This window comes from Sphingomonas sp. PSPC2-2 (genome assembly GCF_049897725.1).
Taxonomy (GTDB): domain Bacteria; phylum Pseudomonadota; class Alphaproteobacteria; order Sphingomonadales; family Sphingomonadaceae; genus Sphingomonas.
Window position 1 is genome coordinate 257136 of sequence record NZ_JAFCWU010000001.1, and the last position, 16041, is coordinate 273176.

General features: G+C 65.0%; 9 protein-coding genes. 7 read left to right on the top strand and 2 right to left on the bottom strand.

The window, feature by feature from the left end:
- On the bottom strand, positions 1-3645 hold the full coding sequence (locus tag ACP7BY_RS01240) for a S8 family serine peptidase (protein WP_137902564.1): 3645 nt from the start codon (positions 3643-3645) through the stop codon (positions 1-3).
- A 2-nt stretch (positions 3646-3647) separates the two neighbouring features.
- Positions 3648-4757 (bottom strand): hypothetical protein, encoded by a 1110-nt coding sequence (locus ACP7BY_RS01245; RefSeq protein ID WP_033965154.1) that lies wholly within the window; start codon positions 4755-4757, stop codon positions 3648-3650.
- Positions 4758-5372: 615 nt separating this feature from the next.
- Between ACP7BY_RS01245 and ACP7BY_RS01250 the strand changes: the two genes are divergently transcribed.
- The 7 genes from ACP7BY_RS01250 to ACP7BY_RS01280 all read left to right on the top strand — a co-directional run bounded on the left by ACP7BY_RS01250 (position 5373) and on the right by ACP7BY_RS01280 (position 15943).
- On the top strand, positions 5373-5918 hold the full coding sequence (locus tag ACP7BY_RS01250; RefSeq protein ID WP_052192357.1) for an RNA polymerase sigma factor: 546 nt from the start codon (positions 5373-5375) through the stop codon (positions 5916-5918).
- A 1-nt stretch (position 5919) separates the two neighbouring features.
- Entirely contained in the window at positions 5920-6918 is a 999-nt protein-coding gene (locus ACP7BY_RS01255) for a FecR family protein (protein WP_137902563.1), read from the top strand.
- 101 nt (positions 6919-7019) lie between these two features.
- Positions 7020-10235 (top strand): TonB-dependent receptor, encoded by a 3216-nt coding sequence (locus ACP7BY_RS01260; RefSeq protein ID WP_081988726.1) that lies wholly within the window; start codon positions 7020-7022, stop codon positions 10233-10235.
- Complete coding sequence (locus ACP7BY_RS01265) at positions 10235-12031, top strand: ABC transporter ATP-binding protein/permease (protein ID WP_052192356.1); 1797 nt, start codon at positions 10235-10237, stop codon at positions 12029-12031. Before ACP7BY_RS01260 ends, ACP7BY_RS01265 begins: the two co-directional genes overlap by 1 nt.
- Positions 12028-12351: a thioredoxin family protein gene (locus ACP7BY_RS01270; protein WP_033965147.1), complete on the top strand. Its 324-nt coding sequence runs from the start codon at positions 12028-12030 to the stop codon at positions 12349-12351. Before ACP7BY_RS01265 ends, ACP7BY_RS01270 begins: the two co-directional genes overlap by 4 nt.
- Positions 12348-14891 (top strand): S9 family peptidase, encoded by a 2544-nt coding sequence (locus ACP7BY_RS01275; RefSeq protein WP_209515288.1) that lies wholly within the window; start codon positions 12348-12350, stop codon positions 14889-14891. Before ACP7BY_RS01270 ends, ACP7BY_RS01275 begins: the two co-directional genes overlap by 4 nt.
- Positions 14888-15943: a PLP-dependent cysteine synthase family protein gene (locus ACP7BY_RS01280; RefSeq protein ID WP_033965145.1), complete on the top strand. Its 1056-nt coding sequence runs from the start codon at positions 14888-14890 to the stop codon at positions 15941-15943. The genes ACP7BY_RS01275 and ACP7BY_RS01280 overlap by 4 nt, the downstream gene beginning before the upstream one ends.
- Positions 15944-16041 lie beyond the last annotated feature (98 nt).

Here is a 16041-nt window from a genome sequence, read left to right on the forward strand (position 1 = left end):
TTACTCGAAATCCTGTGTGTGAAGCATGGCAAAGGGCTCGCTTTTCACGGTTGAATCGGCGTTGAAATAGGCGGCGCGCAGCCCTGTTAGCGGCCGCTGTACATAGGTCGCCTGGCTACTGTATCGCGCGCTGCTGTCGATCCGCTTGCGCACGACATAATTGAGCGCACCACTGTCACGCGCGATGATCAGCGTGCATCCGCCGCGAAAACGCTGGCCGTCCTTGGGATCAGCCGGATACCAGCTTTGCGTCAGCTCGACGATCAAATCGCTGCGGATCGTGCCATCGGGGCCGACCCGCCGCAGCGTGCGGACCGAGTGCACTTCGGGCCCGCGCACATTCCCGACAATCGTCGTAACGGTTCCGTCGGCGGCGGTCGCTTGCTTGTTCATTGGTCCAGCGACGCGCGCGATGCCGAACAGCGTTAGCCAGTCATCGGGTGCCCGCTGCACCAGCCAATCGTGGAACACCCGCGCATTGTGCGCCGAGCGACGGGAAATTTCTTCCCGTGTGGTATCCAGCGGAAAATCGAGCGCCATCGCGTCGACCACTTCCTTGAAGGAGACGTGGAGATCGGGCGTTTCCCAGGCGAGCGTATCGGGCGATACGCTCCGCACATCGCGCGGGGAAATTCCGCGCGCGCGAAATGCAGCGGTGATCGCAACGCGATAGGCGCGCCGGTCGTCGGGCACGAGGTCTCGGTCGGCCGTGATCACCGCGCGCAGATACTCGCCAAAAGTGATGTCGAACGGCGGACAATAATCGAGCGCCCGGATCATGATGTCGAGGAAGCGCCCGGCAATCTTGCAGACCGCAATGGTCAGCGCGTCGACCAACGGGGCGGACAATTCCCCCGGGGGCAGGACACCCGATGCCCCGGTTGCGAGCGCGATCAACTCCTTCGCCTTGCATTCGTAAATCCGCAAGAACGCATCGAACACCGCCGCAACGAGCACTGCGCCGCGATCATGCGCTTCGGTCGCGGCGTGATAATCGTCGATGCTGACCGGGCGCGATTTCCAATGCCCCTTGGCATCGATCGTGCCGATATAATCGCGCAGCGCGCCGCGCTGCCCCGTCGCCTGGCCGAATTGATAGGCGAGTTGCCCCAGACGGTTTCGCGTGAACAGGTCACCGCGCGTCGCCGCGATCTCGGGCCGCACGGCGTCGGGGAGAGTGAAGTGCAGGAACATCGCGACAATGTCTGCAAAGCCCTCGTGAAAGGCGAGGACGTCGGGGTTGGTCGGTTCGATGAAGCGCCGGTGCAGCCCGTCGAGCAAGGCGTGCGCGGTTTCGTGCGCAACGATGTCGTGCGACAGCGCGGCGAAGACCGTCGGACGCGCAATGTCGGCATGGTCGCAAATCGCCGGCGACTGGAAATAGCCGAGCAGCAACGCTTTCTTGGCCGGACTGTAAAACGCGTTGGCGGCGCGCAGTGCGTGCGGATAGATACGCAGCCGCTGGACATAGCGCCCGCTGATGTCGGTGCCGTTCGGGTCCCGATATGGCGACCACAACGCGCGCCGCCCGAGCGCGTGCTCGAACGCCTCAATCGTGCGCATCGCGACGGCATAGACCATTTGCTGGTGAAATTGCGGATCGGTCTCGCTCGGAAACAGGCCGTGTTCGTGCAGCAGATACGGGTCGTCGAGCGCGACTGGCGCATACGCCGCCGAACTCGCGGGATCGACGTCAACGACTTCGAGATATTCGCCGACAGGCCCCGGTGCGAGCCGCTCCCAAGCGACACTGACGGTCGTGACACTGCGCGCGACCGTGTCGAGCCCGGTCCCGAGCGTCGGATCCGACGCGAAGATCCGCACGTGCCGACGCAACGGTGCCGAAATCACGGGCTGGCGGGCATTGGCCAGCTTTGCCGACGCGTTCAGCGCCTGTGCCGAGGGGCTCGGTGGCGATTCCAAGGCTTGTGGCGCTGCGCCACCATCGGTCGGAGGCGGAGCGCCGGTGTTACTGGCACCGGCAGCCTTTGCAAGCCATTGGCGCAGTGTCATCGAGGCGCGCGCGTCGGTCGCCAGGGTAGCCGCCAGCCGTTGGCGGGTGGCCGCGGCAAGCTGATCGGGGTCGGCGTCGAGATCGGGCAGGATCGCCTCGATCACCGGATGCAGCGACAATTGCAGTGCCTCGAGCGACAGCATCGCATAGGTCGGATCATCGCTGGGATCAGTCAGCCCGACTCCGAGCAAGGCCCGCAGGAACGCGAACGAGGCGGTATCGGGCTTCTCCTGCTCGAGCTCGGCGAGAGGGACCGACTGCGCCGCCATTCCGACCGCGTCGAGCGTGCCGCGACCAAGTTTGGGATTGGCACCGCCCCGCGCGCTCGCGAACAGGGCGTAGCGGATCGCTTCGACCCTCCGCCAATCCTCGGGAAGCTCAGCGCTATGCGCGCTATCGGCCAGCCAGATCGCCGCAGCGGCAGCGACTTGCGGGGTCGCCGAGGATGTTCCGGAACCGTCATGATCAACGACCGTCGGCGCGCCGATCCGCGCCCACGGAAGGTTGGGGGTGGCGGCGGCGATCGCGGTGCGCATCTTCGACGCAGGGCCGTAATTCCCCGCCATCAGCGTCCCGGGCAAATCGGCATAGGGCGATCCGTCCGCCATGACCCCGCACGCCGCGACCACGCGATTGAACCGGGCGGGAAACACGATGTTGCGCGTCGGCGCATTGCCGTAATTGTTGCCCGCTGCGGTCACGACGAAAATGCCCGCGTCATAGAGTGCGTTGACAGCATCCGCCCACGCTTGCGAGGGGAGCCCGCCCATGCTCATCGTCACGATGTCGATCCGCTTCTCGGGATCGTCCTTGAGGCTAAAGACATAATCGAGCGCGCGAGCAATCGCACTGTTGCTGAACAGCACGACACGATCGGCGACGCGGATGGGCACAATGTCGACGAACGGGGCACCACCGATCGTGCGCGTCGGATCGGCCGGGTCGCGTCCGGCGAGAATCCCGAGCGTGCCCGTGCCGTGCCCGCGATTGGTCAGCGGGCCGTCGACCTGATCGCTGGCATCGTGCAGATCCTCGCCCGCCACGAAATTGCGCGCCAGCGTTCGGTCGATCCCGGCGGGCAGCGCCTGATGCCCAGGATCGTACCCTGTATCGAGCTGCGCCACGCGCACGCGACGCCGCCGCTCGGTCGGCACGCCGTCAAGCCACGCAAGCGCGTCAAGGAACCCGCTATGCGCCGCATCGCGGTACCAATCGTCGTCGGTCTCGCGTGGAAAACGCGAGTCCTGCGGCACGGAGACCGGATCGTTTTGCGACAACGCCAATGCCGGCGGGACCTCATCGCGCTGCCACAACCAGTTCTGCCGGATATCGGGTTCGACAAAGTCCACCTGCGCGGCAAGGCCGAGATCTTGCGCCCGCAGCCGATGCGCGGCGTCCCACGGCGATAGCGTCGTGTCGCCGAGCTGCACCTCATACCATTGCGCGGCAACGCCAGCCCCGCCCGCAATGCCAAGCTCAGACGCCAATCCGGCATTGATCGCCGGCATAAGCGGTACAACCGCCGCGCGCATGGCACCCAGCATCGATAGGTGCGCGTCGGACAGCGCAAACCCGGTCGCGCTCGGCGCACGTGCCTTGACCAGCAGGCGAATGTCCCGATCAACCGGCATGATCAAGCCTTTCCAGCGGCGGGCACGAGCGCGGGCTCGACGATATTGGCCAGCACGGCGGACAGCTGACGCTTGAGCTGCTCCAACGCGGCCGCATCCGTCGTTTTGGCGATACGGGCCTGTAGGTCGGTTGCCTGGCGATTGAAGCGCCAGTCGGATGCAACTTTGGCGATCTCCAGCACATCGTCGAGTCCCGTGGCGACGCCGGTCTTGGATGGGTAGAAACGTCGCGCCATGTCGGCGGCGACCACCCCGGGGGTGAAGCCTTCGAGCTCGGGCCGCTCGCCGCCATAGACGGCAATTACAACATAGGGTTCGTCGCCCGTATAAAGCCGGTCATCGCGATCGATCAGGCCCACATTGGCGCGGTAGCGAAGCTTCTGAAGATCCGATGTGGCGGGAGCAACGAGTCGAAAATCGGCCGCAACCGGCGCATAGCCCGGCAAATCGAAGCTGAGTTCTGCACTTTGGTGCCAGCCGGGCGAACGCGCGCCGATCGCATCGATCAAGCTGCCCGCGAGGGGAACGAGCTGGCCTGCCGCCAGCAAAGCGCCAGCATAAGGCAAAAAAAGCGGGACACCGGCTGCGGCGGTAAATGCGCCTCCAAGCTTTGTCAGCAAGACGGGATCCGGCGGGGCCGCGACGATCTCAAAACTGGCGACCACCTGTGCCGTAGCGACCGCTTTTTGATAGGCCACCAGTCGCGTACCGTCCGACAATGCGTCTGGTCCCGCGAGCAACGCGTGACGCCCGGTCTTGCTTGCCACGAAATTCAACCCGCGCGCGCTCGCCTTGACGGAACTCCAGTCCTTCACGCCAGACACCACCGCGATGTCCCCCGTTCCGTCGAACAGCGATTTCGATCCGACGTTTCCGGTATAGACGCTCCGAATATCGATCGTCATCGGCTTGCCATAGGCGACTGCGGGAAACGCCACGGCATCGCCCTGCCCGACGTCGACCGCGGCAAAAGACAGCACCCCGCCATTGTCGAGAGTGATGGAAGGTTGTGCGCCCGAACCGGCTGCCACCAGCCGCGTCACCTCAGCGCCCTTCACCGCAAATTCGCCTTCGGAAATCAAATGCTCACCGAAAATTCGATAGACTGCCATGATTTCCTCCCGCAAACGTGCTAATCTATACTGTATCAGTATTTGATATTTCGCATTTTCACGAATCGGACGATTTTTCGGAAAATATACATATCCGAAATTGACGGACAAGAGATATAATTCAGAATTGACCTGAAATGCGGGATTCCAGACCGTAAAATATTTCAGAATATATTATAATAAACTGTTCGATTATAAAAAGAAGACGGACTTTCCATCATCCATAATGCGCCAAATCCATATCGTTTCGGATATGTAAGTTTCCGTCCAACTGCAGTGAGTCCGGTAGATATCCACTCTTGCCGCTCACCTGACGATAGGGTCGACGATCGGACACACCGGGACCGCGCACGCTCGTTCGCTTGGGCTTCGTTGTCCCGTGGATCAGGACGTCCGAAGCGTAGTACCCGTCGTCGCAATCAATCAGTCGCCGAGACCTTGCAGCGACCCGAGCCACCACGCGGCCAGCGGTCTAGACGCAGGCACCGTAAAAAGCGCCGTTCCGACAGATATCGGGCGCGCCGGGAGCGGCCTGCCTCGCAGACCAAATTTCCGGCAAGAGGTGACTTGCAAGACGTGATCTGCAAGTCTGGTGGGCAACCAGTTAGGATTGCAATGCCGGTCGAGCGAAAGTCGAACATATCGCAGCAGGAGCGTTCCACGCTTCTGGAAGCGCTTGCGCGGCGCTATTCGGCACCCCTTGCCCGCTATTTCGCGCGTCGCACGCAGCACCGCAACGACATTCCCGATCTCGTGCAGGAAGTGTTGGTGCGCGTGTCGCAAGTGTCCGACATGACCGTGATCGAAAAGCCGGAACATTATCTCTTCCGCGCCGCCGCCACCACGCTGACCGATCATGCGCGACGCGAGCAGCGGCGGCATAGCGCGCATCACATTCCGCTCGATTCCGAGGCGCACGGCGATACGGATTTCTCGCCGGAACGCGTCTTGGCAGGTAGGCAGGCGGTAGCAGCGGTAGAAGCGGCGCTGAGAGCGCTGCCGGAGAGGACGAGGACGGTGTTCGTATTGCGGGTGCTGGAAGATCAGAAGACGGCCGATGTTGCGCGTCTGCTGGGCATCTCCACCCGCGCGATCGAGGCGCATCAGGCAAAGGCGATGGCAGCGGTCGCGCTGGCGGTTCGGGCGCACCGCGATGACTGATATGGAGGATGCCCGGATCGAGCAGGCTGCGCTGTGGTATGCCCGTATCGAAGGCGCCGCCGACCGCGCCTCCCTCGCGGCCTTCGAGCAGTGGCGCACCGACGCCCACAATGCACAAGCCTATGCCGAGATCGCGGAGTCGATGCGGCTGGTGCGGAGCGCGGCGAAAAGCCCCGAGCTGCTGGCTTTGCGGCAGGAGACGATCGCTGGTCTTGTCGTGTCACCGCCGACCCGCAGGCGCTGGCCAGTAGCGGTCGGGGCGGCCGGGGCGACGATTGCCGCTGGCATCGCCATCGCGATATGGTTCTCCTTCCCGCCGCACGTCGCGCCCGTCGCCCGACCCGCCCAGGTCGCCGCCGCCGCGCCGCCGCGATACGGGACCGGTATCGGCCAGCGGCTGTCCGTCACGATGCCGGACGGATCAACCGCTACCCTCAACACCAATACGCGGCTGCAGGTCGCGTATGACGCGCACGCGCGCCGCCTGGTCCTGGAACGCGGGCAGGCCGTGTTCCATGTTGCCAAAGGCCAGGCGCTCCCGTTTGAGGTCGTCGCCGGGGGCCGGACGATAACCGCGCACGGCACGGTTTTCGATGTCCGGCTCGACAGGGACGCCGTTGCCGTCGCTCTGTTCGAGGGCAAAGTGAGCGTGAGCGGCGGCCCCGGCGGCAGGGAGAACGCCCTGCTTCCCAACCAAATGCTCACCGCGTCGGCAGCGGGCACGCGCGTGACGCCGATCCGCTCGACCGAGCAACTGACAAGCTGGCAAAACGGCATGATCGTGTTCGATGACGAGCCGCTCTCCGTGGCCGTGGCCGAGATCAACCGCTACGTGCGCCGCCCGCTCGTCATCGGGGACGCCGGGCTATCGTCGCTGCGCATCAGCGGGGCCTTTCAGTCGGGCGACACCAAGGCGTTCGTCGAGGCGATGCAGCTCTACTTCCCCGTCCAGGCCGACGAGCGCGATCCGGCGCGGATCATACTTAAGACAAAGCCGTGACCAACTTTTTGCAATTTTCTTACGATTTCTGATTCGGGTTCGTTCGGATCTGGCGTCTCACGCTGCATGGGCTTCTGCGAAGCCGTTCAGGGGACAATGTGATGACGAACGGGAATCGGGTAAAGCGAGTGAACACGCGGGCGCACCGGATGGCGATGGCGCTTGCCGGCAGTGCCGCTCCGATGCTGCTGATTGCCCTGCCCGCTCCCGGCCACGCGCAACAGGCCACGGCTCGGTTCGACATCGACGCGCAGTCGCTCTCCTCGGCGCTGAGCGTGTTCGCACGGCAGAGTGGCCGCCAATTGCTCTACACGCCCGATCTGACGCAGGGCCGCCGCGCCCCCGCGCTGCACGAAACCCTGCCGCCCGAGCTCGCGCTCTCGCGGCTGCTGCGATCGTCGGGGCTGACCTTTCGGCAAACCCCTTCGGGCGCGTTCCTGTTGATCGCACCGCGCGACCGGGGCGGACGCACCCACACCACGTCCAGCCAGCGCGCACCCAACAACGGCGCGCCCGGAGATCCAGCGCCACCGCTGACCCGCGCCGATCTGCCCTCGGCGGCAGCCCCCGACATCGTTGTCGTCGGCGGCTCGCTCAACACCGATATTCGTCGCAGCGAAAACGGTGCCCGGCCCTATGTGGTGTTCAGTCGGCAAACGATCAAGCAGTCGGGCGCGCAGAACCTCGACGACTTCTTGCGTCAGCGCCTTACGGCCGCAACCAGCGGGGCAAGCGCGTCGCAACTCGGCGGACGCACGGGCAATGCCAGCTCGATCAACCTGCGCGGCCTCGGTGCCGACGAAACCCTGATCCTCGTCGATGGTCGGCGCCTTGCCGGCTTCTCCGTCGCCGGGTCGCTCGCCCAGCCCGACATCAACGGCATCCCACTCAGTTCGGTCGAACGGATCGAGGTCTTGCCGACGAGCGCATCGGGCATTTACGGCGGCGGCGCGACGGGCGGCGTCATCAACATCATTCTGCGGCGCGATTATCAGGGGCTGGAAGCCAAGGCCACCTATGACGGCACGTTCGATGGCGGCGGCGCGCGCAAGCGCATCGATCTGAGCGGCGGCTTCCCGCTCGAAGGCGGCAAGACGCGGGTGATGCTGTCGGGCGCGTGGTCGCAGAGCGATCCCTTGCTCAACGGCCAACGCGACTATGCGAGCAAGGGCCGCGCACTCACCGCCGCGCGCAACCCCGCTTTCTATTATGGCAGCCCGGACGTGATACCCGTGGGTGCCACCACCAACATCGTCGGCTACGATCCCGACACGGGATTGCCCGCCAACCTCGTGCTCAAATCGGGACAGGCGCTTAATTCGCCCTATGCGCATGTTGCTACCGGGGCGACCGGAGCGGTTGGCTCGGGGCTGGTCGCGGGCAGCTATTCGCTCGCGACGCCCGATACTGCGGTCGCGGATGGCAATCGCCATTCGCTGCTCAACGCGTCGCAAGTGCTATCCGGCATGGTCAGCGCGCGCCGCGAGTTTACCGCCAGGCTTTCGGGCTTCGTCGAGTTCGCCGCCTCGCGCAACCGCAGCCAATTCCTCACCACGCAGGCCAATTCGGTGTTCCAGCTTGCCGCGAGCGATCCCGGCAATCCTTTCCTGCAGGCGATCCAGGTGGCGGTGCCCGCTGTTGGGGCCGATCAGGAACTGCGTACCGAGATCCAGAATTACCGGGTCGCGGGCGGCTTCACGTGGAAGCTCGGCACGGATTGGTCGCTCGGTGCGGACTATACGTGGAATCGCTCGCGCTATCAGGCGACCTTGCCGAGCTACATGGACACCGATGCCGCGCAGGCGGCGATCAGTAGCGGTGCGCTCTCGATTTTTGCCGATCCCGCTACGAGCAATCTCGATTTCAGCCAATTCCTCTATGGTCGCGCGACGCTGACTCCTGCCGCGACGACGTTGCAGGATGCGGTCGTGCGGGCCTCCGGGCCCTTGCCGGTGACCCTCTGGGGCGGCGCGGTGCGGATTTCGGGCTCGCTGGAACACCGCGTCGAAAGCTATGGCGGCTCGCGCTTCAGCGGCACCGGTAGCAACGGCGTCCGTTCGGCGATCGCGTACCAGCCGCAGCGCCAGATCGTCAGCAGCGGCTATGCCGAGCTGGTATTGCCGGTGGTTTCGCCCGGCAACCACGTACCCGGTATCCATTTGCTCGAAGTGCAAATCGCCGCGCGCCATGATGAATATCGGACGCGCGGATCCCGCCAGATCGCGATCGCCGACGACGGCACTCCGCTTGAAGACGGCGAGCGGACCTCCAGCAGCTTTGGATCGACCAACCCGACCGTGGCGCTACGCTACCAGCCGACCCAGGACCTGACCTTGCGCGGCAGCTACGCAACGGGCTTCCTGCCGCCGACCGTCACCCAGATCGTGCCGAGTCAGTCGCCGCTTACGCTACCCGGCTATTTTCTGAGCTTCCTGCGCGATCCGCGCCGCGGCGGCGAGCCGGTCGGCGCGACCGGCACCGATTTCACCTTGAGCTATACCGGCTCGGGCACATTGCGGCCCGAACGATCGACCAGTTGGTCGGCAGGCGCGATCCTTACCCCGCGGTTCGTGCCCAATCTGCGCCTCTCGGTCGATTGGAGCCGGATCAGCAAGCGCGACAATATCGCCTCGCTCGCGACCTTGTCCTCGCGCGACTTTACTTTCGAGGGAACCGTGCCAGGCCTTATCAAGCGGGGGCCGGTGGCACCGGGGGACCCTTACGGCGTCGGGCCGGTGACGGGGATCGACCTTGGCCTGTTCAACGTATCGCGGCTCAAGGTCGAGGCGCTCGATTTCGCGCTCGATTACAGCCTGGTCACCAAGCGGATCGGCACCTTCAACCTCACCGCCAACGCCACCCGCGTCCTGTCGCTGGCGGCGCAGGTCACGCCCGGGTCACCGTGGATCGAATATGTCGGAACCGGCAGCGCCGCAAATGTCGGCGGCGCGAACGATGGCGGCGCGCTCAAGTGGAAAGGCACGGCCACGCTCGGCTGGCAAATCAACCCGGATCTGACGGCAAGCTGGACGGCGCGGTATTTCGGCCCCTACTTCTTCGACGAGACCCACGACGTTCAGGCCAATCAGGGCAGCGACCATATCGGCAGCCAGATCTTCAACGATCTGTTCGCGTCGTATCGCTTCGCGCTGTTCGGCACCAACAAGTCGACCCGAATCGAGGGGGGCGCGCGCAACATCTTCAACGCATCCCCCCGCGTCGACGTGATCGGCACTGGCTTCAATCCGTCAGGCTATAGCTATTTCGCCGATCCGCGCGGGCCCTCTTATTACCTTACCATCCGACAGAATTTCTGATGGCCATGTCGATGCGGAGGGGCCGGCAGCCGGGCGTGCTGCCGGAAGCGGCCAGCTATGGCCTGTGGAACGACATCCGGTTCGCCGCCCGGCTGATCGCGCGATATTGGTCGGGCAGCGACCGGATCTGGGCATGGGGCGTCGGCGGGTCGCTTGCCGCGCTGGTCGGCGGCGCGGTCTATGCGGCGGTGCTGCTCAACAGCGCCAACCGCACCTTTTACGACGCGCTGACCAACCGCAACCCCGATGCCTTTCTGATCCAGTCCTTTGTCCTGGCAGGTGTCCTGGCGCTGGTGACGGCGGTCGCCATTCTCCGTGATTTCCTGCGGCAATTGCTGGAAATCCGCTGGCGCAGCAGCCTGGTCGAGCGCTACCTTGATCGCTGGCTGCGCGACGACGATTACCACCGGCTGGAGTTGTGCGGCGCGATCGAGAACCCCGATCAGCGTATTCAGGAAGATGTGACGCTGGCGGTCCGCGCCACCATCAAGCTCGTCATTGAGGGCACGACCAGCGCAGCGATGCTGGTCAGCTTCGGTCTGTTGCTGTGGCGGCAAAGCGAACCATGGCATGTCGATCTTGGTGCGGCGCACTTCACAGTCGTCGCCCCGTTCGTGTGGCTCGGTCTTGCTTATGCACTCGTCGGCGCGTGCGTGACGCATCTCAGCGGCCGTGCGCTTACGCGTACCAACGTCCGGCAACAGCGTTTCGAGGCCGATTTTCGCCACGCACTGATCCGCGTGCGCGACCATTCCGAGGCAATCGCATTGTACAACGGCGGCAGCGCCGAGCGCGTGCGGCTCGGCACCGCATTTGACCGGGTACGGCACAATTGGCACCGCATCATGGGCTTTACGCTGCGGGTCAATCTCGTCAGCGGGCTCTATATTCAGGCGATCGGCGTGCTGCCGACCTTCCTCAGCGCGCCGCGTTACTTCGCCGGTCGGATGAGTTTCGGCGGACTGATGCAGATCGGCATGACGTTCGCGCAATTCGTCATGCAGCTCTCCTGGTTCACCAACAGCTATGCCGAAATCGCCGAATGGCGTTCCTATATCGAGCGTCTGCATCGGCTGGAGGACATGCTGGCAGCGCCGCTGCCGCATGGTGCCGAACGGCGCTCCGGCGGGGCGGATTTCGTGGCGCGCGACCTGCGCCTGATGCGACCCGACGGCGAGCCACTTGCGATGGTGCCCGATTTGCACATCGCGCCCGGCGCGCGCGTGCTGGTGCGCGGCCGCTCCGGACTGGGCAAGAGCACGTTGTTGCGCAGCCTCGCCGGACTGTGGCCGTGGTCGACGGGAGAGATCGTGGTGCCGGGGGATGCACGCGTCCTGTTTCTACCGCAGCGCGGCTACCTGCCGGAAGGGTCGCTTGCGGCGGCGCTCGTTTATCCAGCGCAGCCTTCGGACGTGCTGCGTGCATCGATGCAGCGCGTGCTTCGCGACACGCAGCTTGGCGACCTTGTCGATCGTCTCGATGAAGTTCGCGATTGGGCGCGATCGCTGTCGCCGGGTGAACAGCAGCGTCTGGCGGTCGCGCGTGCGCTGCTCCAAGCACCCGATTTCCTCTTTCTGGATGAGGCGACCAGCGCCCTCGACCCTTCGCTGGAGCGGCTGCTCTACGAACTGATCTCCGATCGTCTGCCTGGCGCGGCGATCGTCAGCGTCGCGCACCGCGAAGCGGTCGCGCGCTATCACGATTTTGTGCTCGATTTCACGCCGGGCGAAGATGGCGTTGTGCGTCTCCAGCTCGCGCCGCTCGGCACCTCCCCTTCAACACAGGACGAATTATGACAGACTTGCGCGACGATGAGGACTTTGCCGCTTTGCTCGCGGCGGCGGGGGACGTGCCGGTGGTCATCGATTTTTGGGCACCATGGTGCGTGCCCTGCAAGACGATGACGCCGCTGGCCGAAGCGCTCGCCGCCGACTTCGCTGAAAGCACGCACTTCGTGAAGGTCGATATCGATGCCGCACCCGAGCTTGCCGCTCGCTTTGGCGTGCGCGGCGTGCCGACCTTCCTACGACTGGAAAACGGTAGCGAAACCGCCCGGCTGACGGGCCTCACCACCCGAACCCGGCTGGCCGCCTTGTTCGAAGGCGACGCAGCATGACCGACCACGCGATCACCCCCGCCATCACGCTGCTGGCACGCTTCGCCAAGCGTGAAGATGCACAGGCCGAATGGCAGGCGGCCGCCGACGGACGGCGCGACCGACACCGGCTGGCGTCGATGATGGTGCTGTGGGCACTTCAACAAGTCGATCCCGACGGCACGTGCGAAACCGGGCTCGCGGTCGCCACACTTCATCAGCGGCTGCTGGCTGGCGATCCGCCACCCCGCGCCGAATGGTCCAGAGTGCGGCGCGCGGCGCTCGCAGCGACCGACCGAGCTCCGCGCGGCGAACGTGTCGTATATGAAATGGCTGAAGCCGCCGCCTGGGATCCCTCAGGCGCATCAACCGTGCTGAGCGATACCTTGCTGCCGTGGCTGATCCACGTCTCCACCAACGCGATGGCAGCCTGCGGCTGGACCGGTGCCGACAGCGACGCCATCGGCCCCTTTGTCGCGCGCGCACTGGAAGAGGATGCCGAGGCGGATCCGTATCGCCTCGTCCGGGCCGAAGCCCCCGAGCTCTTCGCCCGGATGGAAGCGGCCGGTGCCGCAGACGCCCGCGAAATCCGCCGCGTCGCTGAGGCGACCCTCGCCGCGCTGTTGGACGCAACGCTTTCGCTCCCGGCCGACGTGCCGTTGATTCCGCGCGTCGACCTGTTCGGCAACCCCGATCGTTACGGCGCGCAGATCGATCCCACCGGCACCATGCTTGCCTGGATCGCGCCAGCGGGCAATGTGAACAATATTTGGGCGGCCCCACGCGACGATCTCGCGGCCGCCTATTGCCTCACGCGCGACGACAAGCGCGGCATCCATTCGTTTGTCTGGGCCTATGACGGCGCAACGATCCTGTATGTGCAAGACGCCGATGGCGACGAGAACTGGCATGTCCACGCCGTCACTCTCGATCGCGCAACCCGGGACCTGACTCCGTTCCCCGGCGCGCAAGCGTCGATCGCAGGCCTCAGTCGCGATGTTCCCACGATCATCGCCGTGCAGATCAACGCGCGCGACCCGCGCTTCCACGACATTTACCACATCGATCTCGCCAGCGGCGCGGCAACCCTGATCGAACAAAATCCGGGCTTCGGCGGCTTCGTTCTCGACTCCCGCTTGCTGCCGCAACTCGCGATCGCACCTCGCGCCGATGGCGGCCAGGACGTTTTGCGCCGCGGCACTGCGGACTGGGAGCTATGGTTCGGCTTCGATCCGGACGATGCCCGCGCCTCCCGCATCGCAGGCCTTTCGCGCGATGGCGCAACGGTGTTCGTGATCGACAGTCGCGACCGCGACACCGCCGCACTTGTCGCGCTGCCGCTCGCGGGTGGACCGGCACGGATGCTCGCGGAACAACCCGATGCCGACATCGAAGGCTATCTTTCCGACAGTGAAACCGATTGGCCGATTGCCGTGGGCTATACCCGGGCGCGCAACACGCTCGCGCCGATCGGTGAAACGGTCCGCATCGACCTCGAACGGCTCGTCGCCGCCGATCTCGGCGAATTCGTGATTACCAGCCGCAGTCTGGACGATCGCCGGTGGACGATCCAGGCCGATCGCGACGATGTTCCCTCCGCCTCGTGGTTGTTCGATCGCGACGACGGCACACTGACTCGCCTGTTCTCGGCCCGGCCATGGATCGAGCATGTCCCGCTCGCCCGCACCACTGCGGTGACCATTCGCGCGCGCGATGGCCTCGATCTGATCAGCTACCTCACGCTGCCGGTGGACCGGCAACCCGACATGCGCCTTCCGCTCGTCCTGCTGGTCCACGGAGGCCCCTGGGCGCGCGACCGGTTCGGTTACGACAATGAGCGCCAGTGGCTTGCGAACCGCGGCTATGCGGTGCTCGCCGTCAACTTCCGCGGCTCGACCGGTTTCGGCAAGGCGTTCCTCGCGGCGGCACGAGGGGAATGGGGCGCGAAGATGGACGACGATCTTATCGATGCAGTCGAATGGGCCGTCGCAAGCGGCGTCGCCGATCCAGCGCGCATCGCCATCATGGGCGGAAGCTATGGCGGCTATGCCGTGCTGTCCGGCATGACTCGCTCGCCCCACGTCTATGCGTGTGGCGTCGATGTTGTCGGCCCGTCCAGCCTGGAAACGCTGATGGCATCGATCCCGCCTTATTGGGAGGCGCAACGCGTCATGCTGTATCGCGCGGTCGGCGACCCCCGAACCGAAGCGGGCGCAGCGCTGCTCCGCGAGCGGTCGCCGCTCCATCGCGCCGATCGCATCGCGCGCCCGCTGCTGATCGGCCAGGGTGCCAACGATCCGCGCGTGCTCCAGTCGGAAGCCGATCAGATGGTTGCTGCGCTGCACGCCAACGCCGTTCCCGTCACCTATGTCCTGTATCCCGACGAAGGCCATGGCTTCGTGCGCCCCGCCAACCGTCTGTCGTTCAACGCGGTGGTCGAGGCATTTCTCGCACGCCATCTCGGCGGTCGTTTTCAGCCGGTTTCACCGGGTGAGTTCGACGGCACGACCATGGAGGTTCGCGAAGACAGTGGCGGCGTCGCGACGATGCCGGTCGCATGACGAGAGCGCGCGACTGGTGCGGGACGGCGGTGCGAACGATCGAAACCGAGCTTAACCGTTCCGCCGACACCCACCTGATCCGCCTCGAGCCGAAGGGCGCGCCGGGCATTTTCCTGTACCTTAAGGACGAATCGACCCATCCGACCGGCAGCCTGAAACACCGGCTGGCGCGCTCGCTGTTCCTCTACGCGCTGTGCAACGGCTGGATCGGGCCGGATACCACGATCGTCGAGGCGTCGAGCGGGTCGACCGCCGTGTCCGAGGCCTATTTCGCGCGGATGATCGGCCTTCCGTTCATCGCGGTACTGCCACGCGGCACTTCGCCCGAAAAACTCGCCGCCATCGCGCTTCATGGCGGCCACTGCCATGAAGTCGACGATCCGCGTTCGGTGCGCGCGACCGCCCAACGACTCGCACGCGAAAGCGGCGGGCACTTTATGGACCAGTTCACCTATGCCGAACGCGCGACCGATTGGCGCGGCAACAACAATATCGCCCAGTCGATCTTCGAACAGATGGCGCAGGAGCCGCATCCGGCCCCCGACTATATCGTCTGCGGCGCGGGGACTGGCGGCACTTCCGCGACGATCGGCCGCTTCCTGCGTTATCGTCGGTTGCCGACGCAATTGTGCGTCGCCGACCCCGAGCACTCGGTCTTCCATCGCCATTATGCCGACCGCGCGGTGACCACCGTCAGCGGGGTACCGTCCTGTGTCGAAGGGATCGGCAGGCTGCAACTCGAGCCCTCCTTCCTGCCCGATGTGATCGACCGCATGATCGCGGTGCCCGATGACGCCAGCATGGCGGGCGCGCTCAGCATCAGCCGCGTGATCGGCAAGTCCTGCGGCGTCTCCACCGGCACCAACATTTGGGCTTGCGCCACGCTGATCCGCGAGATGCGCGCCCAGCGCCGTACCGGCGCGATCGTCACCCTGCTCTGCGACGACGGGCGGCGCTATGCGTCGACCTGTTTCGACGCCGCCTGGCGGACGGCGCAAGGGCTTGAAGTGGCGGCGCTTCAGCGACAACTCGACGACATTTTCGAAAGTTGACCGAGAAGATACGTCCTTCGACGCGCGATCAAGCCGCAGTTCGATCGCGCAACATCCGCAGGATGTCGGCCTGCCATGCCGAGTTGTGTTCCGACCCG

Excerpts from the sequence above, each read along its gene's own strand:
- ACP7BY_RS01240 (WP_137902564.1), bottom strand. The coding sequence starts at position 3,645 with ATGCCGGTTGATCGGGACATTCGCCTGCTGGTCAAGGCACGTGCGCCG.
- ACP7BY_RS01245 (WP_033965154.1), bottom strand. The coding sequence starts at position 4,757 with ATGGCAGTCTATCGAATTTTCGGTGAGCATTTGATTTCCGAAGGCGAA.
- ACP7BY_RS01250 (WP_052192357.1), top strand. The coding sequence starts at position 5,373 with ATGCCGGTCGAGCGAAAGTCGAACATATCGCAGCAGGAGCGTTCCACG.
- ACP7BY_RS01255 (WP_137902563.1), top strand. The coding sequence starts at position 5,920 with ATGGAGGATGCCCGGATCGAGCAGGCTGCGCTGTGGTATGCCCGTATC.
- ACP7BY_RS01260 (WP_081988726.1), top strand. The coding sequence starts at position 7,020 with ATGACGAACGGGAATCGGGTAAAGCGAGTGAACACGCGGGCGCACCGG.
- ACP7BY_RS01265 (WP_052192356.1), top strand. The coding sequence starts at position 10,235 with ATGGCCATGTCGATGCGGAGGGGCCGGCAGCCGGGCGTGCTGCCGGAA.
- ACP7BY_RS01270 (WP_033965147.1), top strand. The coding sequence starts at position 12,028 with ATGACAGACTTGCGCGACGATGAGGACTTTGCCGCTTTGCTCGCGGCG.
- ACP7BY_RS01275 (WP_209515288.1), top strand. The coding sequence starts at position 12,348 with ATGACCGACCACGCGATCACCCCCGCCATCACGCTGCTGGCACGCTTC.
- ACP7BY_RS01280 (WP_033965145.1), top strand. The coding sequence starts at position 14,888 with ATGACGAGAGCGCGCGACTGGTGCGGGACGGCGGTGCGAACGATCGAA.